Origin of the sequence: Rhizobium pisi (assembly GCF_003938655.1) — a bacterium.
Lineage (GTDB): Bacteria > Pseudomonadota > Alphaproteobacteria > Rhizobiales > Rhizobiaceae > Rhizobium > Rhizobium pisi.
Genome location: NZ_RJJT01000002.1, coordinates 368008 through 390087 on the forward strand (window position 1 = coordinate 368008; position 22080 = coordinate 390087).

Genomic DNA, 22080 nt, shown 5'->3' on the forward strand with positions numbered 1-22080 from the left:
CCTATCGCCTCTGACCGACGTGACGGCCGACGCCTTCGGGCGCCGCCAAAGTCGCATGTGCTTCCGCGATCGCCTTGACCTTGTCGAACACGGCGGCCGGCGCCGGCGTGGCCTTGCCGGCCTTGCTCTCGACATGCAGCAGCATGTGCTCGGCGGTGGCGAGAGTCTCGCCCGTCTCCGTGTCGCAAAGCGTGTGAAAGACGTGCAGTCGCTTTTCGTCGACACCAAGCACCTGGCAGGTCGAATGGATCGCCTGACCGAGCTTCGCCTCGCCGAGATGGCGGATGTGGGTTTCCACCGTGTAATAGCTTTGCCCCGCCTCGACATAGGCAAGGTCGACGCCGATGAGGCGCAGCAATGCGTCTGACGTATCGCCGAAGACCTGCAGGTAGCGGTGCTCGGTCATATGGCCGTTATAGTCGACCCAGGCCGGGCTGACCTCCGTCTCGACGAGCCTCAGCGGCTTCGACGGATCGAAAGACTTGGGTGTCCCGCCGCCTTGTGCCCAGAGCGATTGCTCGAAATCCTTCAACAGCTTGCCGGCACCCCAGCCCTTGCCGCCATGGCCGCCCTTGAGGGCCTGCAGAATACCGACGAGGTTTTCGTCGCGGATGCGTTCGAGTTCACGGAACGACAAGCCGGCTGCCTGCTCGTCGGATTGCCGGCCGATCTTTTCGATCAGCGCGTCGTCGAGATCGACCACATCGGTGAGCTTGGTCCAGGGCCAGGCGAGGCAAGGGCCGAACTGAGCGAGGAAGTGGCGCATCCCGGCCTCGCCGCCGGCGATGCGATAGGTCTGGAACAGGCCCATCTGGGCCCAGCGCAGGCCGAAGGAGTAGCGGATGACGTCATCGAGCGTCTCGACGGTGCAGATGTCGTCATGGATCAGCCACAGAGCCTCGCGCCACAGCGCTTCGAGCAGCCGGTCGCCGACGAAGGCCTCGATCTCCTTGGCGATATGGACGCCCTTCATGCCGATCGGCGCCAGCCTGTCCATCGCCGCTTCAATGGTCGCCGCCGAGGTCTTTTCGCCGCCGACGATTTCGACGAGCGGCAGCAAGTAGACGGGATTATAGGGATGGGCGACGAAGAGGCGCTCGGGATGTTTCATGTCCCGCTGCAGATCGGTCGGCAGCAGACCCGAGGTGGAAGAGCCGATCAGCGCATCAGGACGGGCCGCGGCATCAATTTGTGTCAGTACACCACGCTTGAGATCGAGCCGTTCCGGCACGCTTTCCTGGATCCAGTCGGCACCGGCGACGGCTTCCTCCAGCGTTTTGCAGAACCTCAGCCTGCCGCGCGGCGGCAGCGGTGCGCCGGTCAGCATGGCATAGGCTTTTTCGGCATTGGCAATCACTTCGCCGACGATGCGGCCCGCCTCCGGATGCGGATCGAACACGTCAACATCGATGCCGGCGAGCAGGAAACGGGCGATCCATCCGCCGCCGATGACGCCGCCGCCGATACAGGCTGCCTTGTTGATCCCTGTCATGCCGCCCTCAGCGCTTCGTCAGTTTGAGTTTCTTGCGAACGTCTTCCGGGCCGATGATCCGGGCGCCCATGCCTTCGACCACCTGCACCGCCTTTTCGACGAGCTGCGCATTGGTGGCGAGCTGGCCCTTGCCGACGAAAAGATTGTCTTCCAGGCCGACGCGGACGTTGCCGCCGGCCAGAACCGCTGCGGCGGGATAGGCCATGGCGTTGCGGCCGATCGAGAAGGCCGAGAAGGTCCAACTCTGCGGCACGTTGTTGACCATCGCCATGAAGGTATTGAGATCGTCGGGCGCGCCCCACGGAATGCCCATGCAGAGCTGGATCAGCACCGGGTCTTCGATCAGGCCTTCCTCGGCGAGCTGCTTGGCGAACCAGAGATGGCCGGTGTCGAAGGCCTCGATCTCGGGACGCACGCCGAGATCGGTCATCTTCTTCGCCATCGCCCGCAGCATGGCCGGGGTGTTGGTCATGACATAGTCGCCGAGGTTGAAGTTCATCGTGCCGCAGTCGAGCGTACAGATCTCAGGCAGGCATTCGGCGACATGGCTGACGCGCTCGGTGGCGCCCGCCATGTCAGTGCCCCTGGGATTGAGGGGAAGGGGACTTTCGACATCCCCGAAGATCAGGTCTCCGCCCATACCGGCGGTGAGATTGAGGACCACGTCGACATCCGCCGAGCGGATGCGGTCGGTGACTTCCTTGTAGAGATCGTTGCGGCGGCTGGCACTCCCTGTTTCCGGATCGCGGACATGGCAGTGAACGACCGCCGCACCGGCCTTTGCCGCATCGATCGCGGAATCGGCGATCTGCTTGGGAGTGATCGGCACGTGGCTGGATTTTGAGATCGTATCGCCGGCGCCGGTGACGGCACAGGTGATGAAAACATCGCGGTTCATCGCAAGAGGCATGTTTTTGTTCTCCCCGTCTTAACTAGCATTACGCGACAGGTTGGGCAGCGATGCTTTGCATTTTCAGAAGTTATCGATACATTATCAGAAATCTTGGGAGGTAACCTTGCTGCAGCGATCGACGGAACGGCTCGATATCGATCTTCTCGTCCTGCCGGACACGAACCTGATCCTGATCGCGTCGGTCATCGAACCGCTGCGTGGCGCCAACCGTATTTCGGGCAGCGAACTTTATCGCTGGCGGCTGCTGACGCCTGATGGAGCGCCGGTCCCGACCACCAGCAATATCGCCGTTCCCGTCGAGGGGATCTTCCGGGCGACGACCGAGGATCGGCCTCTGTTCGTGCTTGCCAGCTATAATTGGCGCGGAAGCGCCACGCCCGCACTCAAGATGCAGCTCTCCCAGGCCGCGCGCCACCGTACGGTGATCGCCGGCATCGAATCCGGGACATGGTTGCTTGCAGAGGCAAGCCTGCTCGATGGGCTGCCCGCCACCGTCCACTGGGAGGACTACGAGGATTTCGCGCTTGCCTATCCCGAGGTGCGGGCCGTCAAGGACCGTTTCGTCATCGACGGCAAGCGTCTGACGACATCGGGGTCGCTCCCGACCGTGGACCTGATGCTGGAGATAATCAGGCAGCGGCAGGGTTATTCGCTGGCGCTCGAGGTCAGCCGGCTGTTCCGCTACGAGCAGCCTTCCTTCCACGCCGACGAACCGCTTTCCGCAGCCTCGGCGGGACTGCGCATGCACGATCCGCGCGTGACGCAGGCGGTACGGCTGATGGAGGAGCATATCGAGCAGCCCCTGACCCTTGCACGGCTCGCCCGCAGGGTGGGCGTCAGCGCCCGGCATCTGCAGGATCTCTTCCAGCAGAGCATCGGCGCGCCGCCGCATGTGCATTATCTCGCCCTGCGCTTGAACACGGCGCGCCGCAAGGTGATCGAGACGACAGCCTCCTTCGCCGACATCGCGGCAGCGACCGGCTTCAATTCGGCTTCGGCCTTTGCGAGAAGCTACCGGGCGAGCTTTTCCGAGAGTCCATCCGAAACCAGGCGCCGTTTGCGCCGCCGCATCACACCATCGAAAGCGCCGGCATAGGCTGGAACGCCTCCCGCACCATTTCGGCAAGCTCGCGTATGGCCTCGCTGGAGCGATAGGTGCTCCGGCGAAGCACGACCTTCGAGGAATCGACCGGCGGAAAACCGTCTTCGGCGGTCAGTTCCCGACAGCCGGACGGAATGCTGCTGCGCGAAAGCGTGGTGACGGCAAGGCCGGCGATCACGGCGTTCTTCAGCCCCGAACCCGTATCGGCGATGAAAGCGATCCGGTAATTGCGGCCGATCTGCTCGAGCGACCGGAGCGCAAAATCGCGTGACCAAGTGGAGTTGCGATAGGTTGCAATGGGCAGGGGGTCCATATCATGCAGCCGGTGGACCATCGACGTGACCCAGACGGTCGGGTCGATGCACAGAACCTCGCCCTGCCTCTGGTCGCTCCAGTCGAACACGACGGCAAGATCGAGTTCGTCCCGCTCCAGGGCGGCAATGTTGCGGGATGTATAGTCGCAGGACACGGTGACCTCGACCGCCGGATGACGCACGGCGAAAGCCGCAAGGGCTGCCGGCAGCACCGTCTGGCTGTATTCCTCGGGAATTCCGATACGCACCGGCCCATCAAGCGGCTTGCTTCGGATCGTCGCGGCGGCCTCGTTCAGGAGATCGATGACCCTGCGGGCATAGGGCACGAGCTGTATGCCCTGGCGTGTGAGTAGCACGCCGCGGGCGCCGCGCTCGAACAGCGTTTCCCCGATCGCCGCCTCGAGCCTCTTGACTTGGGTGCTGACGGCCGATTGCGTCCGGCCGATGCGCTGGGCAGCCGCGGAGAAGTTCGACGTCTCGGCGACGACCAGAAAGGTTCTCAGGAGGTCGCTCTCGATCGGTTCGTGCATGGAAAGCCATAGAAAAAATCGATGATAGCCATCACTACTATTCGTTTGTCTAATGTCAATTCCCGGCGCAGAAATGATCCGCGTTCGACTTCCTTCTTTGAGAATATCTGCGTGACCATTGAAAATACGGCCAGACCACTCGCAGGCAGCGAGCACGAGAAGGGTGTGCTTCTCATCGTTGCCGCGACGCTTGCCTGGAGCGCCAGCGGCGTCTACTCGCGGCTCCTGACCACCGACGTATGGACGGCGATCGCCTGGCGGTCGTTGTTCGGCGGCTTGTTCCTGCTGATCCCCTGCCTTTTCCTCGAAGGGGGCATCTCGCGGCAACAATGGCGTTCCGTCTTTCATCCCACAGGTCTTGCGATGATCGCATGCCAGACTTTCAGTCAGGGATGCTTCATCGGTGCGCTCTACATGACCACCGTCGCCAACGTGGCGATGATCTATGCGACAACGCCGTTCATCGCGGCCTTGTTCGGCTGGCTCATCCTTCGGGAGAGGGTCGGCAGGCGGACGCTGATTGCCGGAGGCATCTCGCTCCTCGGCGTGGCCGTCATCGTCGCCTCCTCGATCGGCGGCGGCACGGGGTGGGGCGACGTGCTGGCACTCGGCATGACCGCGTCTTTCGCGCTCGTCATCATCATTCCGCGCATCAATCCCGGCGTGCCGAGCCTGCCGCCAACCGTCGTCAGCGCCTTCCTGACCCTCCTCATCTTCGCTCCGTTCGGCTCGGTCGGTTCGCTCGACCTGCACAACTGGATCGTCCTTGCCGCTTTCGGCGCGACCAATTTCTCGCTCGCGCTGGTGCTCTTCCTGGCGGGGGCGAAGCGGATGCCGCCGGCGGAAGCCGCATTGATCGGCACGATGGAAATCGTGCTCACGCCCTTCTGGGTCTGGCTGCTGTTTTCCGAACAACCGCCTGTCGCCACCTATTTCGGCGGGGTGATCATTCTCGGCGCCGTGTTCTGGCACACGGCCATGGACTTTAAGCGCGGGCAGCGGCAGCGTTCCTGAGGCGTCATCGCCTTGCAGGAAGATTATCCACGTCTTTGCCGACTGTCGTCTTTGAGTTGCGCCCTGTCGTTTTCATGAGCGCTGTTTTGCGCAAGGCGTGGTTTGCTGAAGGTGTTTAAGGCGGCAGAGGAACCGAGATCGACCGAAAGGAGGTTCTGGAGCCCGGAAACCAGCTCTTTGCGCAGCAGATCGACAGATTGCGGCAGGCGATCACGAGCCGAACAGGACAGGCTGAACCTTCAGCGTTCGCTCCTCCCTTCCATTCAATCCGTCTCCGCCTATTTGCAGAATTCGAGTATCGCCCGATGCGGCGATATGGACATGCCGGGCTGCAGAGGAGGCAGGCCGGAAGAAAAGCTTGCCGTCGGCTGCATTGGTTGCGGGTCGAGGTATTTCAAACGTGGGAGGAATCCATGAGCAAGAATAGAGGCGTCGTTTATCTCCGTCCGGGCAAGGTCGAGGTTCGCGACATCGACGACCCGAAGCTGGAAGCGCCCGATGGCCGCCGCATCGAGCACGGCGTCATTCTCAAGGTCATATCGACCAACATCTGCGGCTCCGACCAGCACATGGTCCGCGGCCGCACGACCGCGATGCCGGGCCTGGTCCTCGGTCATGAAATCACCGGCGAGATCATCGAGAAAGGCATCGATGTCGAGATGCTCGAAGTCGGCGATATCGTCTCGGTGCCCTTCAATGTTGCCTGCGGCCGTTGCCGCTGCTGCAAGTCCCAGGATACCGGCGTCTGCCTGACGGTGAACCCGGCTCGTGCCGGCGGCGCTTACGGCTATGTCGACATGGGCGGCTGGATCGGTGGACAGGCGCGTTACGTCACCATTCCCTACGCAGACTTCAACCTGCTGAAGATCCCGGATCGGGACAGGGCCATGGCGAAGATCCGCGATCTCACCATGCTCTCCGACATTCTGCCGACCGGCTTCCATGGCGCGGTGCGGGCGGGCGTCGGGGTCGGCTCAACCGTCTACGTCGCCGGCGCCGGCCCTGTCGGGCTTGCGGCTGCGGCTTCGGCTCGCATTCTCGGCGCTGCCGTCGTCATGATCGGCGATTTCAACAAGGACCGCCTGGCCCATGCCGCAAAGGTTGGCTTCGAAGCGATCGACCTGTCCAAGAGCGACCGCCTTGGCGACATGATCGCGCAGGTCGTCGGCACCAATGAAGTCGACAGCGCCATCGACGCCGTCGGCTTCGAGGCGCGCGGTCACTCGGGCGGGGAACAGCCGGCGATCGTGCTCAACCAGATGATGGAAATCACCCGCGCCGCCGGTTCGATCGGTATTCCCGGCCTCTACGTCACCGAGGATCCGGGCGCCGTCGACAACGCCGCCAAGCACGGCAATCTTTCGCTCCGCTTCGGCCTCGGCTGGGCCAAGGCCCAGTCCTTCCACACAGGCCAGACGCCGGTGCTGAAGTACAATCGTCAGCTCATGCAGGCGATCCTGCACGACCGGCTGCCGATCGCCGATATCGTCAACGCCAAGGTCATCCCGCTTGACGAAGCCGCTGAGGGCTACGAGAGCTTCGACCATGGAGCGGCGACGAAATTTGTCCTCGACCCGCATGGAGACGTCGCGAAAGCCGCCTGACGTCTAGGACCGAAACAGAGATGGCCGGCAAAGCCGGCCATCTTGCATCCATCACACATGGTCTGAGCTATTGGATGCTGAACGGGAAATACTTCGCGTTGATCATGTCGTAAGTCCCGTCTTCCTTGATCGTCTTCAAGGCTGCGTTCAGGCGCGCTAGACGTTCGCCGTCATCCGGACGCACAGCAATTCCGGCGCCTTCGCCAAAATAGGTCACATCGACCAGATCCGGTCCCTTGAACTCGCAGCACGTTCCCGCCTTCGTGTTGGCGATCCAGTCGTAGATGGCAAGCTTATCCTCGAGGATAATGTCGACTCTTCCGTCCGACAGCCCCTTGTACAATTCCGGCGATGACCGGAAAACCGTCTTCTTCATTTCGGGATAAAAGTGCTTGGCGTAGGATTCCTGCGCCGTCGACGACGTCACCCCGAGGTTTTTGCCGCTCAAGGCAGCGGGGCTGATATCGCTGATCGGCGAATCCTTGCGAGCGATGAATACCGTCGGACTGTTGTAGTATTTTTCAGTGAAGGCAACCTTTTGACGCCGCTCAAGGCTCATCGACATGGATGAGACGATCGCGTCGTATTTGCTGGCAATGAGATCCGGGATCATATCGTCCCACTTCTCGATGACGAACTGGCACTCGAACTTGCCAACTTCGCAGAGGGCGTTGGCGATGTCGATGTCGAAGCCCTGAAGCTTGTTGTTCGCATCGAGATAGTTGAAGGGCGGAAATGCGCCTTCAACGGCAATTCTCATGGGTGTCGGATCCTGCGCAGCCGCCGGGAGCGGCGAGGCCGCGGCCAAAAGGATCGCCACGCCGCCCGCCATCAGCGTTCCGCGCAATATGGATTGAATGGACATGCGCAGCATCGTCGGAAACTCCTTGGGGCGTCGTCGATCTCTGCCAATAGTGCGCCTTAGCTTTTAATTCTACGTGAACGCTTCCTTGTTACTGTCGGTGGACGACGCCCGCTTCTAGTGGTGTTCAGGGGTCTAGGCTTGCACATCGTTCGTCCTTCCAGTTCCAATACGTTTCAGCAATCCTGGATCGCTTCGGGCAGAATTCTCTTTCTCATCGCCGTCAGCGGGCTTGGCGCGATCGGGCTTGTCGTGCTGTCGGCGCTGTGGGCGGGAACCGAGAGCGACGCTGCGGCTCTCGATCGCCAGCGCCAGCTGGTCAATGCGCGCCTGCGGGAACAGGTCACTCAGGTAGCCCATGTCATTGGCCAGTTCGGCAATGGCTATCTCGCACGAGTCCATCCTGCCTCCCGTTCGGCCGGAGTTTCCTCCAGCCTCGACATGGTTTTGACGGCGGCGACGGGAAGCGCGATCAGCCAGACCGCAATGTCCGCCTTCGGCTACGACCAGGCTTTCGTCGTCGACGAGAAGGCCCAACTGCTGATGATGGCAGACGCCCAAACGGAGAAGCGTTTTCGCTGGATGAAGCCTCTCCTTTTGCCTCTCCTTCAGGATGCCCGCCTTGCCGCGAGCCCTGGCGCATCCAACGAACGACTGTCGTCGTCAATAGAAAGCCGCCGTGCGAGCGCAGCGCAGCCCAACCGTGCGCTGGCCAATCTGATGCGGCTGGAAGGTCGCCCGACGATCGTTGGGGTCGTGGCCATCGACGAAGCGCCTCAGGGACAGCAGCAGCCGGCGCGGCAATTCCTCATCGTCGTGCGGTTCATCGACGGCGCGGCACTGGACGAATTGAGCCGGCAGCAGGGCCTCAACGGCGCACGCTTCGCGCGCACGGCCGATGCTGACGAAAACGAGGTTGCGTTTCAGATCGACGCGACGGCAAACGGCGAACCGATCGGCTTCATCGTATGGCGGCCCGACCTTCCGGGTTCCAGGGTGATCGGCCGGCTGATGCCGGCGCTTTCGATTGCCGCCTTGGTGATCGCGGTCCTGTTCTCGTTCCTGCTCGTGCGTCTGCGCAGCAGTCTCGGCGATTTGAGGAAAAGCGAGCTGCATGCAAGGCAGCTTGCCCTGCATGATGTGCTGACCGGCCTTCCCAATCGCGCGCTGTTTGCGATGCGCTTCGACGAGTGCCTGGCCGATACGCAGAATTCGGTCGAACGCTTCGCCGTGGCGCTTCTCGACCTCGACCGATTCAAAGCCGTGAACGATACGTTCGGCCATGCCGCCGGCGATGAACTGATCAGGATGGCCGCCGAGCGGATCCGGTCGGTGCTTCGCCCCGATGACACGCTTGCCCGGCTCGGAGGGGATGAATTTGCCTTGCTTCTCCGGGATATCAGCGACGATCAAATTTTGCCGGCAATATGCGAAGCGATCGTTGCCGAACTCGGTAAACCCTTCCCGCTTCTGAAGGGTGAAGCAGTCGCGCAGGTCGGCGGCTCGATAGGCGTGACTGTCGTGCCGGACGCCGGGCGGAACGCCGATGACCTCATGCGCTACGCCGACGTCGCGCTTTACGAGGCAAAGGTCGGCGGAAGAGGTCAATGGCGCGCCTATTCGCCATCCATGGACGGCGGCAGGAACGCGCGCGACATTCTCAAAAACGAATTGCGGGAAGTTCTGGCCAAGGGCGCGGCCTCATCCAGCGGTGGCATGCAACCCGATCCGTGCGCAAGCAGGCCGGATTTCGGATCGCTCGAAGTCCATTATCAGGCGATACACCGCGCTGAGGAGGGATATCAGGCATCGGGTGCCGAAGCCCTGGTGCGCTGGCGTCACAGCCAACGCGGGCTGTTGACGCCTGCGAGCTTCATCGCCGTCGCCGAGGAGGGCGGCCTGATCGACGCGCTCGGTTTCTGGGTATTGCGAGAGGCCTGCACAGCCGCCTGCAACTGGCCTGAAAACAGCTTCGTTGCGGTCAACGTATCTCCCTCCCAGTTGAGGAGGCCAAAATTTGCCGAGGAAGTATTCGCCGTGCTTCAGGAGACCGGGCTGGCGCCGTCCCGGCTTGAACTCGAGCTCACCGAATCCTCGCTCATCGAGGATAACTCCGACGTTTATACGGTGTTGACATCGCTCCGCGGCCGCGGCGTTCAGATTTCACTCGACGATTTCGGAACCGGCTATTCGTGTCTCAGCCACCTGATGCGCTTCGATATCGACAGGATCAAGATCGATCGATCCTTCGTCTCGTTGCTCGGCACGAAGGCCAACGGGGCAGCCATCATCGGCGCCATTGTCGCGCTTAGCCGCAACCTCGGCATCTCGACGACGGCCGAAGGGGTCGAGACCGAATATCAACGCGACTTCCTGACCGCCCTCGGCTGCACCGACCTCCAGGGCTATTTCTTTTCCAAACCGGCCCCGCTTCGCGAACTCGATTGTTTCCGCCAGCCTGAGGACGCCGCCGGGCCGCGCACGATCGGTCCAATAGCCGTTGCGTGAAAGGCGTTGCCCTGCGAGATAAGACGCCGGGCCTGATATCATTGATTTTGGAGGAGAATATATTCCGTCGAGCCATTCGGTTGTTGCTGACCGTTGTCATCGTCCTGGCCGTGGTCATCGGCTTTCGCTGGTACCGCTATGTCACCAATGCGGAAAGCCCGTATGATGAAGTCGGCATCGAGTTGAACAGCCGAATGCCCGGCCCGATCAACAAATGGGGATGCGTCACACTGCACGCTACGTTCGGTGGCGCCTTGCCGCCCTATGGCTGCCAGGATAGCGCAGATGCCCGCAAGTGGCGGTAAGCCGCCCCGGCCGCCGCTGACGGAAAGACAAAATCGAGCATTTCAGGCAGGCCTGTCGGGTCGCATCGAACCATCGCGCATGTCGATCTGCGTTCATCACGTCCCTCTCGGTTCCAGGCTTGACATGGGCTCGACCGAGGACGTAGCCTCCGCAGCATTCACCAGGGGGGTCCCGGCAAGGGGCTGAGATACTGCTGGACAATACGGCTTTGCCTGTTGTGGCGCAGTGACCCGTTGAACCTGATCCAGTTCATACTGGCGTAGGGACGGTGCAAGCGCTCGAAAGGCATTGGATTCGTTTTCGAATCCGGGCTGGCGTCTTTTCATCATTCCGGCGTGAGGACTGGGTCTCCAAACCAAATTGGAGCCTCACCATGACAATTGTCGCCAAGAACCTTCACCCGACCGTCACGACCGGCCCTTTGCCGGCATCCCGCAAGATTTTCGTCCCAGGAGAACTGCACCCGGATATCCGCGTGCCGATGCGGCAGATCAGCCTCCATCCGACCTCAGGCGAACCGCCGGTGACGGTCTATGATTCCTCCGGCCCCTACACGATCGAAGGCGCCGATATAAGTATCGAGCAGGGTCTTGCCGCATTGCGCCGCGACTGGGTGCTCGCCCGCGGCGACGTCGAGCCCTATGAGGGCCGTCGCGTCCGCCCCGAGGACAACGGCTTTGCCAGCGGCGACCGGCTGACGCCGGAGTTTCCAACAAAACGTCAGCCGCTGCGGGCCAAGGACGGCAAGGCGGTCACGCAGCTTGCCTATGCGCGTGCCGGTATCGTCACGCCGGAGATGGAATTCATCGCCATCCGCGAAAACCTCGGCCGCAAAGCGCAGGCAGGCACGATGCTTCGCGATGGCGAGAGCTTCGGCGCCCATATTCCCGATCACGTGACGCCGGAATTTGTCCGCCAGGAAATAGCCGCCGGCCGTGCGATCATTCCCGCCAACATCAATCATCCGGAATCGGAACCGATGATCATCGGCCGGAATTTCCTGGTGAAGATCAATGCCAATATCGGCAACTCGGCCGTCACCTCGTCGATGGCGGAGGAGGTCGAGAAGATGGTCTGGGCCGCCCGCTGGGGCGCCGATACCGTCATGGATCTTTCAACCGGCCGCAACATCCACAATATCCGCGAATGGATCGTCCGCAATTCGCCGCTGCCGATCGGCACCGTGCCGCTTTACCAGGCGCTGGAAAAGGTCGAGGGCATCGCCGAGAGCCTCACCTGGGAAATCTATCGCGATACTCTGATCGAACAGGCCGAACAGGGTGTCGACTATTTCACCATCCATGCCGGCGTGCGGCTGCACTACATCCCGTTGACCGTCAACCGCGTCACAGGCATCGTCTCGCGCGGCGGCTCGATCATGGCGAAGTGGTGCCTGCATCATCACCGCGAGAGTTTCCTCTACGAGCATTTCGAGGAAATCTGCGATATCTGCCGGGCCTATGACGTCTCCTTCTCCCTCGGCGACGGCCTGCGCCCCGGCTCGATCGCCGACGCCAACGATGCGGCGCAATTTGCCGAACTCGAGACGCTGGGCGAGCTGACCAGGATCGCCTGGGCGAAAGACTGCCAGGTGATGATCGAAGGGCCCGGCCATGTGCCGATGCACAAGATCAAGGAGAACATGGACAAACAGCTCGCCGTCTGCGGCGAGGCGCCTTTCTACACGCTGGGACCGCTGACGACCGACATCGCGCCGGGCTACGATCACATCACCTCGGGGATCGGCGCGGCGATGATCGGCTGGTTCGGGACGGCCATGCTCTGCTATGTGACCCCGAAGGAGCATCTCGGCCTGCCGGATCGCAACGACGTCAAGACCGGCGTCATCACCTACAAGATCGCCGCCCATGCCGCCGATCTCGCCAAGGGCCATCCTGCCGCGCGCATTCGCGACGATGCGCTGTCGCGCGCCCGTTTCGAATTCCGCTGGGAAGATCAATTCAATCTTTCCCTCGATCCGGAGACAGCCCGCTCCTTCCACGACGAGACGCTTCCGAAGGAGGCACACAAAGTCGCCCATTTCTGTTCGATGTGCGGCCCGAAATTCTGCTCGATGCGCATATCGCACGATATCCGGTCGGAAGCGCAGAAGGAGGGTCTCGAAGCCATGGCCGCCCGTTACCGCGACGGCGGCGACCTCTATGTCGAGGTCTCTTCCATCGAAGCCCCGGGTGCTTGAGATGCGCGTCCTTGTCAAAGGGGCCGGCGTCGCCGGCCTCGTCGTGGCGCACGAACTGCATGCCCGTGGCGCCGAGGTAAAAGTCCTGGATCCGCACGCAAACTTCGATCGCGCCGCGTCCTGGCTGGCGGGTGGCATGCTGGCGCCCTGGTGTGAGCGGGAAAGCGCCGACGACGCTGTGCTCCGGCTCGGAGCACAGGCGGCCGATCGTTGGGATGCCATCCTGCCAGGACACGTCGCCCGCAATGGGACGCTGGTGGTCGCGCCGGCGCGCGACCAGGGGGAGCTGAAACGCTTTGCCGGCCGGACGAGCGGTTATCGATGGGTCGATGAGGAAGACATCGCAGCGCTGGAGCCGGTCCTTGCCGGGCGGTTCCGGCATGGCCTGTTTTTCGCGCAGGAAGCCCATCTGAATCCCAGGCATGCGCTGCGCGAATTGAAAGAAAAACTCACGGCGCTGGGCGTTGTTTTTGCAGCTGGCGATATCGAAGAAGACGGTTTCTCCGATATCGTCGATTGCACGGGTGCCGCGCGCATCGGGCAGGTTGGCGATCTGCGCGGCGTGAGGGGCGAGATGCTCTATCTGAGTACCGATGAAATAGAGCTTTCACGGCCCGTTCGCCTGCTTCATCCCCGCATCCCGGTCTATGTCGTGCCTCGCGGCGGCGGCCTCTTCATGGTCGGCGCCACCATGATCGAGACCGATTTCGACGGACCCATTACCGCACGCTCGCTGATGGAATTGCTGAACGCGGCGTACACGCTGCATCCGGCCTTTGCCGACGCTGCCCTCGTCGAAACCGGCGCCGGCATTCGTCCGGCTTTCCCCGACAATCTTCCGCGGGTCGTGCGGGAAGGCAATGCCGTCGTCCTCAACGGCCTTTATCGCCACGGTTTTCTCCTGGCGCCCGCAATGGCGGCACAAGCCGCAGATCTCGTCTTTTCCGGACGGACGAAGCAAAGGAGCTCCCAATGCGTCTGATCATCAATGGCGAACCTCAGACAACCGCCGCCACCACCCTTTCGCAGCTGTTGGCCGCACTCGACTATGAAGGCGAGTGGCTGGCAACCGCCGTCAACGGCGAACTCGTTCATCGCGAAGACCGTGAAGGTCACGCTCTGAACGACGATGACAGGATCGAAATCCTGACCCCGATGCAGGGAGGCTGACATGCTTGATCTTTACGAAACCCAGATCGGGTCGCGACTTCTTCTCGGCACTGCGCGTTATCCTTCGCCGGCCGTCCTTGCCGACGCCGTCAAGCGATCCGGGACAGAAATCGTCACCGTGTCGCTGCGGCGTGAAGCGGCCGGCGGGCGCAATGGCGGCGTATTTTTCGACATGATCCGCGCGCTCGGCGCGCGCGTGCTCCCCAACACTGCCGGCTGCCATGGCGTGTCCGAGGCGGTGCTGACGGCCAAGATGGCGCGCGAGGTGTTTCAGACCAACTGGATCAAGCTCGAGGTGATCGGCAATCACGACACGCTGCAGCCTGACGTTTTTGCGCTCGTGGAGGCCGCGCGGATCCTCTGCAGCGAAGGCTTCGAGGTTTTTCCCTATACGACGGACGATCTGGTGGTGGCCGAGCGCCTGCTGGAGGCGGGATGCAAGGTCCTGATGCCCTGGTGCGCACCGATCGGAACGGCGGCGGGGCCGCTCAACCTTTCCGCTCTTCGATCCATGCGCGCGCACTTTCCCGATGTGCCGCTGATCGTCGATGCGGGGATCGGCCGGCCCTCGCATGCAACGATCGTGATGGAGATGGGCTTTGATGCGGTCCTTCTCAACACAGCCGTTGCCGGCGCGGGCGATCCTGCCGCCATGGCGGAAGCCTTTGCCAAGGCGATCGGTGCCGGCAGGCAGGCATTCGGCGCCGGAATGCTGGAACCGCGTGACATGGCGGTTCCCTCCACACCCGTGATCGGAACGGCGGTCTTCGCGTGAGGCTCGATCCTTTCTATCTCATCGTCGACAGCGCCGCCTGGATCGAAAGACTGGTTCCGCTTGGTGTCAAACTCGTGCAACTGCGCATCAAGGAACGGTCGCTGCCTGACATACGCGCGGACATCCGGCGGGCAAAAGCAGTCTGCGAGGCGCATGGATGCCAGTTGATCGTCAATGACTACTGGCAGCTTGCCATCGAGGAAGGCTGCGACTTCGTCCATCTCGGCCAGGAGGATCTGGCTGTGGCCGATCTTGCCGCCATCCGTAAGGCCGGACTGAAATTAGGGCTTTCCACGCATGACGAGGCGGAATTGGCAATCGCGCTTGCGGCGCGCCCTGATTATATCGCACTCGGTCCGATCTACCCTACCATTCTCAAGGCCATGCCCTGGGCGCCGCAAGGTCTTGACCGCCTCCATAGCTGGAAAAGCCGCATCGGTTCGCTGCCGCTTGTCGCCATTGGCGGGTTGACCGTGGAACGTCTTGCCGGTGTGTTCGAAAATGGGGCTGACAGTGCTGCCGTCGTGACCGACATCACGCGCAATTCCGATCCCGAGCGACGAACCCTCGAATGGATTGCAGCGACCCGCGGATCGGGGACCAAGTGATCCGGATGAAGGTCGGGCGTGACATCTCGCAGATGTTCATCAGGAGATCTGCGAGATCGCGACGTTGTTGTCCCTATTCGATCGTTGCGAGTTCGATGCCGAGTGCGACGGTGCTGCCCGCCTCGACTTTCAGGCGAATGCGACCGGACTTCGGTGCGACAACCCGAGTTTCCATTTTCATCGCCTCAATCAATGCCACGACGTCGCCTTCCGCAACCTGCGCTCCGTCTTCCACGAGCCATCGCTGCAGCGTCCCGGGCATGGGCGCGGTCATCGCGCCTTCGCTTGCCGCTTGAGAAGGAGGCTTCGCTGCGGGAGCAGCGACGGCGCCAGAAAAGAGCGCAGCCGGAAGCCCCAGCACATGGCGCTTGCCGTCGATCTCGATGAAGCTGCGCAGAAGCTCGCCTTCGACCGGATCAACTCGAGGGGAGGGCTCCACGCCGCGAAATTCGGTCTCGATCCAATTGGTGAAGACGCGGAAACCGTCCTCACCGGTAAAATCGCGCTCGTTCACGACGGCACGTTGGAAAGGCAGTACGGAAGCGACCCCCTCGATCTGAAACTCCGCAAGCGCCCGGCGGGCGCGCACGAGCGCTTCCTCTCGGGTCGGCGCGGTGACGATGAGCTTCGCCATCATCGAGTCGTACAGCCCGGGAATTTCCGAACCGGTTTCGACGCCTGCGTCGAGGCGCACACCAGGCCCTGCCGGCGCGCGAAAGCGGGTGATCCGGCCCGGGGTCGGCAGAAATCCCCGCCCTGGATCCTCGGCGTTGATGCGAAATTCGAACGAGTGGCCGCGTGGTTGCGGCGTGTCGGTGAGGGAAAGCGGCAATCCATCGGCAATGCGCAACTGCTCGATAACGATGTCGACGCCGGTCGTCTCCTCCGTGACGGGATGTTCCACCTGAAGCCGCGTATTGACTTCGAGGAAGGATATGGCGCCTGCCTGCGACAGCAGGAATTCTACCGTTCCGGCCCCGGTATAGCCTGCCGCGGCGCAGATCGCGCGGGCAGCGTCGTGAATGCGGCTCCGCTGCTCGTCACTGATGAACGGAGCGGGAGCCTCTTCGACCAACTTCTGATTTCGTCTCTGCAGAGAGCAATCGCGCGTGCCGAGCACGACGGTGTTGCCGTGACTGTCGGCGATGATCTGCGCTTCGATGTGGCGCGGCCGATCGAGAAACTGTTCGGCATAACATTCGCCGCGGCCGAAGGCTTCCGTCGCCTCGCGGACCGCGGATTCGAAAAGCTCGCCGACCTCTTCGAGCCGCCGCGCAACCTTTATACCGCGCCCGCCGCCACCGAAGGCGGCCTTGATGGCAATCGGAAGCCCCACCTTCTTGGCGAATGCCACGGCATCGGCAGCGGTCTGCAGCGGACCGTCGGAACCTTTGACGAGAGGTGCTCCCACCTTCGCCGCGATCCGCCGGGCTTCCACCTTGTCGCCGAGCGCCGTGATCACGCCGGGGGAGGGGCCGACCCAGGTCAATCCCGCATCGATGACGGCTTGCGCAAATTCCGCACGCTCCGACAGGAAACCATAGCCGGGATGGACGGCGTCGGCCCCGGCACGGCGGGCGATGTCGAGGATCTTTACGATGTTGAGGTAAGTGTCGGCGGGCCGGCCCGCACCGAGCCCATAGGCTTCGTCGACCAGTTCCGCATGAAGCGCGTTGGCATCTGCCGCCGCATAGATCCCGACCGACGTGACGCCGTAGTCCCGCGCAGCCCGGGCGACGCGAATGGCGATTTCACCGCGATTGGCGATGAGCAGCTTTTTCATCGGATGGTTTCCTTCACCATCGGATCGAAAGGAGCAATGGGATTGAACCGGATGTTTGCGCCGATCGGCAGCTGGCCGGCGAGATCCAGGTGATGGGCCGCAATCACACCGATCACAGGATATCCCCCGGTCAGCGGGTGGTCCGCCAGGAATAAGACCGGCTGGCCGCTATGCGGGACCTGTATGGCGCCGAGAGCCGTGCCTTCCGAGGCAAGTTCGGCCGCGTCACGCCTTTCGAGAGGAATGGAACCCGACAGGCGCATGCCGACGCGGCTGGATTCCGCCGTAACCTGCCAACTCTGCGAAACGAGGGTCTCCAGCCCCTTATCTGTAAACCAGTCCGAGCGAGGGCCAAGGATGGTGTCGAGCGTCACGGTCTCGCCGCTGCGCGGAAGCGGCCACGGCAAGGGCCTGAAGGGGTCGACCGCCATCGATCGGCGCTCCGCGGGCACAAGAATATCGCCCGGCGCAATAGGCTCGGGGCCGACTTTTGCCAGCGTGTCGGTCGAGGTCGAACCGATGACGGCCGCCACCTGAAATCCGCCGCGCAAAGCCAGGTAACTCCTCATGCCTTCCGGCGGCAGGCCGATTCTCAGTTCGTCCCCCGCATCCAGCGCGAATGGTCTTCCCAAGGGGACAACAACGTCCCGGCGATCGCTGCGATGAATCGTCAACGGACAGGGCGCGCCGGTAACCGCCAAAGTCACCGGACGATCCGCCAGCAGCGAAAGGCCGCCGAACGTGATCTCGATCACGGTCGCATCGCGCGGGTTTCCGACACAGAGGTTGGCCTCCGACAAGGCAAAGCGATCCAGGGCCCCGGATTCGGAAATGCCCTGGTCTGCCCTGCCGGCCCGACCGAGGTCCTGGTACAATGCCGGTCGGTCCGATCGGGTAATAGTGAGGCCGCTCTCCGGCGGAGCCGGTGCCGTCGGCTTGGCCGATGCCATGCTGACCGGGGCGGACTGCTGCGCCGAAAGACGACGGAAGCGCACGCGGTCTCCGGGGGCCAGCAAAGCGGGCCGCTCCCGTTGGGTGTCCCACATGCGCCACGGAGTCGTCCCGAGAAGTTGCCAGCCGCCGGGACTATCGGACGGATAGATGCCGCCGAAGCGGCCGCCGATTGCGACTGAGCCCGCCGGGATCCGCACCCGCGGACTTTTCCGGCGAGGGACATCGAAGGCAGGATCGTCGCAGGTCATATAGGAAAAACCCGGAGCGAAACCGGTGAAGGCGACGGTGAAGATCGCCTCGCTATGCCGGCGTATGAGCTCCTCGACCGTCCAGCCGAGCAATCCGGCGACATCTCCTAAATCCTCTCCGTCATAAACCACGGGAATTTCGAAGAAGGAACCTTCGCGTGCCATGCGCACGGAGAGGTCCATTCCCGCGATCAGATCCGCCAGCTGCGCGCGGTCGGTTTCCAGAGGATCGAACCGAACCATGACGGTGCGCGCTGCCGGAATGAGTTCCTTCACGCCCGAAAGCCCTTTTTCCTGCAGCCTGTCGAACTGTGCTTGCGCCGTTTCGAGATCCGCAAGCTCGATCAGGAAACTGTCGCTGCCCGCAGGGAGGAACCGCAGCAGCTCACCCACGGACCGCACCGTCCGTCACGTCGGCGAAAGCGGCCAATCGGATGCCGCGGCCGGTAAAGACCTCTCGCAATCTTTGCGCCAACGCGACTGCCGTCGGAGTGTCACCGTGAACGCAGATCGTCTGCGCTTCGAGTTCGATATCGTCGCCGTCGATCGTCGCGATCCGGCCTTCGCCCACCAAACGCAGCATCCGTTCGGCGACCTGATCCGGATCGTGGATGACCGCGCCCGGCGCGCGGCGGCTGACGAGGGTGCCGTCGGCATTGTAGGCGCGATCGGCAAAGGCTTCGCAGACGACGGTCAGCCCGGCCGCGCGGGCCCGTTTGACGATGGGAGCACCGGCGAGCGCCATCAGAATGAGGGAGGGATCGATAGCCTTTATCCCTGCAATCACATCGCCCGCCTGGCGGGCGTCGTTCGAAATGGTGTTGTAGAGCGCCCCGTGCGGTTTGACATAGCGTACCTTCGTACCTGCCGCTTTCGCCAGGCCCTGAAGCGCGCCGATCTGGTAGATCGTATCACCGACCAGCTCTTCGCTCGACGGATCCATGTTGCGCCTGCCGAATCCAACGAGGTCCCGATATCCGACATGCGCCCCGACCATCACGCCCCGGGCCGCCGCCGCCCGCAGTACCTTCAGGATGCCGGCAGGGTCACCGGCATGGAAGCCGCAGGCAATATTCGCGCTCGTCACGATGTCGAGCATCGCGACATCGTCGCCCATGGGCCACGGACCAAAGCTTTCACCAAGATCGCTGTTGAGATCGACGGTCACCATATCATAGCCTGTTGATTGATAGCGTTGAGATTGTTGAATAACATATTCCAGATTGTTCAACAATATAAATTTGTCTATGATCGTCCGGGCAGGTCGTCGGAGTGAGCAATTTCATGGCTTTGGTGAATTTGGATGAGCAGACTGATCAGCCGCTTTCCGAAAAAGTGGCTTTACGAATCCGGGAAATGTTGATCCAGGGGCGCTTCACGCCAGGTGAAAAGCTCTCCGAACATCAGGTTGCCGGACAGTTCGGCATATCGCGCAATACCCTGCGGGAAGTCTTTCGGCTGCTGACCAGCCAAGGGCTGCTGACGCATATACCCAACCGCGGGGTCTTCGTCGTTTCACCCGATGAATCCGCTGTCATGGACATCTACCGCGTGCGATGGGTCATTCAAAAGGGAGCCATCCAGGCGGCAAGCCGCGGGCATCCGGCCCTGGCCAGGATGACAGCTCTTACGCAACAGGCAGATGCCGCCCGCTCCAGCAACGACTGGCAGCAGGTCGGGACGGTCAATATGGAGTTTCACCGCGCGATGGTGAGCCTGTGCGACAGTCCGCGGCTTTCACTGTGTTTCGATCTCGTTCTGGCCGAACTTCGGCTTGTCTTCGGCCTGCTGGAATACACGGGTCATCTCCACGAACCCTACATTGAGCTGAACACAAGCCTTCTGCAGTTGATCGAGGCGGAAAAGGCTGCGGAGGCCATCGATTTCCTCGAAGCCTATCTGCTCAAATCGGAAAGATCGGTTCTTGCCGCCATGCAGCGGAAGAAAGGATAATGGAGCCGCGGCGCCCGACATTCCCATAGTCCGTATTACGCCACACACATCGGCGGCCCGAATTTTACTGTTTTTCGCACCACAAAATCCAAGTCTCGCCTGAATTTCCTGTCGCTACTGCGCGGCGGCTACCACGATTATGAGCTTAACGATGCCGCGTTCGATTACCTGAAAGAACGCCGGTAACTGGAGCAGATCTGGAGGCACGGGGGATTCCGATTTCACTTCCTTTATGACGAAGCGCCGTCTCCCCCAGCCGGAGCATGCCGATACGCTGTCGCTGAAGGCGTTGCGCGAGCTCGTGACTGGTCTGGTGGAACGGGCTGATCGGGCAGAGATCCGGATTGAGGCGCTCGAGGCTGACAACCGAAAGCTTCGAGAAGAAAACGATCAGTTGAGGATCGAGAACACCCGGCTGAAGGTCGACAACCAGCTTCTGCGCGACGAGATTGCGCGACTTAAAAACCTGCCGCCACGCCCACCGTTCAGGCCATCGGGCATGGAACAGGCAACGAGTGACAAGGCGGTTGCCGGCAGCCGAAAGCCTGCGCGGCGTCGCGGGCCGAAGGGCGACACCAGGAGCGCCACGCGCGAAGAGGTGCTGCCTGCCAGAGCCCCACCTGGATCGCGGTTTAAAGGCTACAAGGATTGCGTGGTGCGGGATCTGGTCGTGCGGGCCGAAGTGGTGCGCTATCGCCGCGAATGCTGGCTGACACCGGAAGGACGCACGATCATTGCACCGCTGCCAGCAGGGATAAAGGGCGGCTACGGCGCCAGTCTGCGTCGCTTCTGCCTGATGCTTCATAGCCGTGGACAGGTGACAACGCAGCGACTGACGACCTTGCTGAACGATGTCGGTGTCGAGATTACAGCGTCATCGCTAGCGATGATCGCGACCAAACGCCAGGTCATCCGGTTTTTGGAAGACCGTCAGGTCGACCCCGCCCTTCTGGCGCGGTTGATGACACGCGAACCGCGGCGGTTTGCCAATCAGGTTCCGTTTCTCGAATATCTGGCCGCCAATGGTGTCGACATCTTCGACAAGGACATAGTCCGCCCGTTTGCCGAGGCCGGCATCAGGGGCGCCATCCGCCATCATGGTCTGGTCGGCAATGCGGTGATTGTCTCCGACGATGCCGGACAGTTCCGCGTCGGCACCCATGCGCTGTGCTGGGTCCACGCCGAACGGTTGCTGCACAAACTGATGCCGGCGACACCCGGCCAAGTACGGCATGTCGAAACCCTGCGGGATCTCATCTGGCGCTTTTACAAGGCCCTGAAAGCCTATCAGCGAAGACCTGATCCCCGTGCAGCCCGGGGCATTCAGGCCCGGTTCGATCGGATTTTTTCCATCCGCACCGGTTATGGCGATCTGGACAAACTGCTGTTTCGGCTGAGCCGCCGCAAGGAAGAACTGCTGCGGGTTCTGGAGCGGCCTGAAACCCCGCTCCACACCAATGCGTCGGAAAGAGATCTCCGCGGATTTGTCATCAAGCGAAAGATTTCCGGCGGCACGGTCAGTCGCAACGGTCGTCAGGCGCGTGACAGCATGCTCGGCCTGATGAAGACCTGCCAAAAGCTCGGCCTGTCGTTCTGCGCTGCCCCTGTAACTTATTGATTCATAATCAAGAAGCAGCCAAAAAGAAGCTATCTCGACTTTCATTTCCGTCACGGTTCGTTAACCATAACTACTCGTACCGTGGAGTCCGTCATCCCGTCCTTCCCTGATTGGCGAATTCGTGCA

The 22080-nt window shown here is 62.0% G+C and carries 19 protein-coding genes, 1 pseudogene and 1 riboswitch; of the genes and pseudogenes, 13 read left to right on the forward strand and 7 right to left on the reverse strand.

All coding sequences use genetic code 11. The annotated features are described in order from the left end of the window. Position 1: 1 nt before the first annotated feature. Both EFD55_RS04390 and bcoG read right to left on the reverse strand, forming a co-directional pair. Positions 2 to 1492 carry a carnitine 3-dehydrogenase gene (locus tag EFD55_RS04390; protein WP_125843359.1) on the reverse strand — a complete coding sequence of 497 codons (1491 nt, stop codon included), beginning with the start codon at positions 1490 to 1492 and terminating at the stop codon, positions 2 to 4. A 7-nt stretch (positions 1493 to 1499) separates the two neighbouring features. Then, complete coding sequence (bcoG, locus tag EFD55_RS04395) at positions 1500 to 2402, reverse strand: 3-dehydrocarnitine:acetyl-CoA trimethylamine transferase BcoG (protein ID WP_125843361.1); 903 nt, start codon at positions 2400 to 2402, stop codon at positions 1500 to 1502. A gap of 76 nt (positions 2403 to 2478) precedes the next feature. Here bcoG and EFD55_RS04400 point away from each other — a divergent pair, with 76 nt between their 5' ends. After that, a complete protein-coding gene (locus tag EFD55_RS04400) occupies positions 2479 to 3501 on the forward strand; it encodes a GlxA family transcriptional regulator (RefSeq protein WP_125843426.1) in 1023 nt (340 codons plus the stop codon). Here the strand turns inward: EFD55_RS04400 and EFD55_RS04405 are convergent. Then, complete coding sequence (locus EFD55_RS04405) at positions 3476 to 4351, reverse strand: LysR substrate-binding domain-containing protein (protein ID WP_125843363.1); 876 nt, start codon at positions 4349 to 4351, stop codon at positions 3476 to 3478. The two genes, EFD55_RS04400 and EFD55_RS04405, sit on opposite strands and share 26 nt — an antisense overlap. A gap of 111 nt (positions 4352 to 4462) precedes the next feature. Between EFD55_RS04405 and EFD55_RS04410 the strand changes: the two genes are divergently transcribed. Continuing rightward, positions 4463 to 5365 (forward strand): DMT family transporter, encoded by a 903-nt coding sequence (locus EFD55_RS04410; protein ID WP_125843365.1) that lies wholly within the window; start codon positions 4463 to 4465, stop codon positions 5363 to 5365. Between the two features lie 413 nt (positions 5366 to 5778). Next, a complete protein-coding gene (fdhA, locus tag EFD55_RS04415) occupies positions 5779 to 6969 on the forward strand; it encodes a formaldehyde dehydrogenase, glutathione-independent (RefSeq protein ID WP_125843367.1) in 1191 nt (396 codons plus the stop codon). Between the two features lie 67 nt (positions 6970 to 7036). Here the strand turns inward: fdhA and EFD55_RS04420 are convergent, their stop codons facing one another. Beyond that, positions 7037 to 7843 (reverse strand): ABC transporter substrate-binding protein, encoded by an 807-nt coding sequence (locus EFD55_RS04420; protein WP_125843369.1) that lies wholly within the window; start codon positions 7841 to 7843, stop codon positions 7037 to 7039. A 108-nt stretch (positions 7844 to 7951) separates the two neighbouring features. Here EFD55_RS04420 and EFD55_RS04425 point away from each other — a divergent pair, with 108 nt between their 5' ends. The 7 genes from EFD55_RS04425 (at position 7952) to EFD55_RS04455 (ending at position 15398) form a co-directional block, all read left to right on the forward strand. After that, entirely contained in the window at positions 7952 to 10339 is a 2388-nt protein-coding gene (locus EFD55_RS04425; protein ID WP_183736652.1) for a putative bifunctional diguanylate cyclase/phosphodiesterase, read from the forward strand. Positions 10340 to 10419: 80 nt separating this feature from the next. Further along, positions 10420 to 10644, forward strand: a complete 225-nt coding sequence (locus tag EFD55_RS04430) for a hypothetical protein (protein ID WP_210276047.1) — start codon at positions 10420 to 10422, stop codon at positions 10642 to 10644. Positions 10645 to 10797: 153 nt separating this feature from the next. Continuing rightward, positions 10798 to 10929: riboswitch (TPP riboswitch) on the forward strand. An 89-nt stretch (positions 10930 to 11018) separates the two neighbouring features. After that, positions 11019 to 12845: a phosphomethylpyrimidine synthase ThiC gene (thiC, locus tag EFD55_RS04435; protein ID WP_125843373.1), complete on the forward strand. Its 1827-nt coding sequence runs from the start codon at positions 11019 to 11021 to the stop codon at positions 12843 to 12845. A 1-nt stretch (position 12846) separates the two neighbouring features. After that, on the forward strand, positions 12847 to 13827 hold the full coding sequence (thiO, locus tag EFD55_RS04440) for a glycine oxidase ThiO (protein WP_125843375.1): 981 nt from the start codon (positions 12847 to 12849) through the stop codon (positions 13825 to 13827). After that, positions 13818 to 14015 (forward strand): sulfur carrier protein ThiS, encoded by a 198-nt coding sequence (thiS, locus tag EFD55_RS04445; RefSeq protein WP_125843377.1) that lies wholly within the window; start codon positions 13818 to 13820, stop codon positions 14013 to 14015. Before thiO ends, thiS begins: the two co-directional genes overlap by 10 nt. 1 nt (position 14016) lies before the next feature. Next, positions 14017 to 14790: a thiazole synthase gene (locus EFD55_RS04450; RefSeq protein WP_125843379.1), complete on the forward strand. Its 774-nt coding sequence runs from the start codon at positions 14017 to 14019 to the stop codon at positions 14788 to 14790. Further along, the gene (locus tag EFD55_RS04455) at positions 14787 to 15398 is read left to right on the forward strand and encodes a thiamine phosphate synthase (protein WP_125843381.1); all 612 of its coding nucleotides are present in this window, start codon (positions 14787 to 14789) and stop codon (positions 15396 to 15398) included. The genes EFD55_RS04450 and EFD55_RS04455 overlap by 4 nt, the downstream gene beginning before the upstream one ends. Before the next feature lie 73 nt (positions 15399 to 15471). Here EFD55_RS04455 and EFD55_RS04460 read toward each other — a convergent pair whose 3' ends face one another. Genes EFD55_RS04460 through EFD55_RS04470 form a run of 3 tightly spaced genes read right to left on the reverse strand, consistent with a single transcriptional unit; the run spans position 15472 to position 19554 of the window. Next, positions 15472 to 17181, reverse strand: coding sequence for an acetyl/propionyl/methylcrotonyl-CoA carboxylase subunit alpha (locus EFD55_RS04460; protein ID WP_125843383.1), 1710 nt, complete (start codon positions 17179 to 17181; stop codon positions 15472 to 15474). Next, positions 17178 to 18776 carry a 5-oxoprolinase subunit B/C family protein gene (locus EFD55_RS04465; RefSeq protein WP_125843385.1) on the reverse strand — a complete coding sequence of 533 codons (1599 nt, stop codon included), beginning with the start codon at positions 18774 to 18776 and terminating at the stop codon, positions 17178 to 17180. The genes EFD55_RS04460 and EFD55_RS04465 overlap by 4 nt, the downstream gene beginning before the upstream one ends. Then, positions 18769 to 19554 carry a LamB/YcsF family protein gene (locus EFD55_RS04470; RefSeq protein WP_125843387.1) on the reverse strand — a complete coding sequence of 262 codons (786 nt, stop codon included), beginning with the start codon at positions 19552 to 19554 and terminating at the stop codon, positions 18769 to 18771. The genes EFD55_RS04465 and EFD55_RS04470 overlap by 8 nt, the downstream gene beginning before the upstream one ends. Positions 19555 to 19655: 101 nt before the next feature. Between EFD55_RS04470 and EFD55_RS04475 the strand changes: the two genes are divergently transcribed. The 3 genes and pseudogenes from EFD55_RS04475 to EFD55_RS04480 all read left to right on the forward strand — a co-directional run bounded on the left by EFD55_RS04475 (position 19656) and on the right by EFD55_RS04480 (position 21954). Next, entirely contained in the window at positions 19656 to 20336 is a 681-nt protein-coding gene (locus tag EFD55_RS04475) for a GntR family transcriptional regulator (protein WP_376774087.1), read from the forward strand. A gap of 9 nt (positions 20337 to 20345) precedes the next feature. After that, positions 20346 to 20519: pseudogene (locus EFD55_RS34260) on the forward strand (IS66 family transposase); the annotation flags it as partial. 49 nt (positions 20520 to 20568) lie between these two features. Continuing rightward, the gene (locus EFD55_RS04480; protein WP_125843389.1) at positions 20569 to 21954 is read left to right on the forward strand and encodes an IS66 family transposase; all 1386 of its coding nucleotides are present in this window, start codon (positions 20569 to 20571) and stop codon (positions 21952 to 21954) included. The last annotated feature ends 126 nt before the right edge of the window (positions 21955 to 22080 follow it).

Bases quoted from the DNA above. Each gene is read 5' to 3' on its own strand.
- EFD55_RS04390 (WP_125843359.1), bottom strand. From the start codon at position 1,492: ATGACAGGGATCAACAAGGCAGCCTGTATCGGCGGCGGCGTCATCGGC.
- bcoG (WP_125843361.1), bottom strand. From the start codon at position 2,402: ATGCCTCTTGCGATGAACCGCGATGTTTTCATCACCTGTGCCGTCACC.
- EFD55_RS04405 (WP_125843363.1), bottom strand. From the start codon at position 4,351: ATGCACGAACCGATCGAGAGCGACCTCCTGAGAACCTTTCTGGTCGTC.
- fdhA (WP_125843367.1), top strand. From the start codon at position 5,779: ATGAGCAAGAATAGAGGCGTCGTTTATCTCCGTCCGGGCAAGGTCGAG.
- EFD55_RS04420 (WP_125843369.1), bottom strand. From the start codon at position 7,843: ATGCTGCGCATGTCCATTCAATCCATATTGCGCGGAACGCTGATGGCG.
- thiC (WP_125843373.1), top strand. From the start codon at position 11,019: ATGACAATTGTCGCCAAGAACCTTCACCCGACCGTCACGACCGGCCCT.
- thiO (WP_125843375.1), top strand. From the start codon at position 12,847: ATGCGCGTCCTTGTCAAAGGGGCCGGCGTCGCCGGCCTCGTCGTGGCG.
- thiS (WP_125843377.1), top strand. From the start codon at position 13,818: ATGCGTCTGATCATCAATGGCGAACCTCAGACAACCGCCGCCACCACC.
- EFD55_RS04450 (WP_125843379.1), top strand. From the start codon at position 14,017: ATGCTTGATCTTTACGAAACCCAGATCGGGTCGCGACTTCTTCTCGGC.
- EFD55_RS04460 (WP_125843383.1), bottom strand. From the start codon at position 17,181: ATGAAAAAGCTGCTCATCGCCAATCGCGGTGAAATCGCCATTCGCGTC.
- EFD55_RS04470 (WP_125843387.1), bottom strand. From the start codon at position 19,554: ATGGTGACCGTCGATCTCAACAGCGATCTTGGTGAAAGCTTTGGTCCG.
- EFD55_RS04480 (WP_125843389.1), top strand. From the start codon at position 20,569: ATGACGAAGCGCCGTCTCCCCCAGCCGGAGCATGCCGATACGCTGTCG.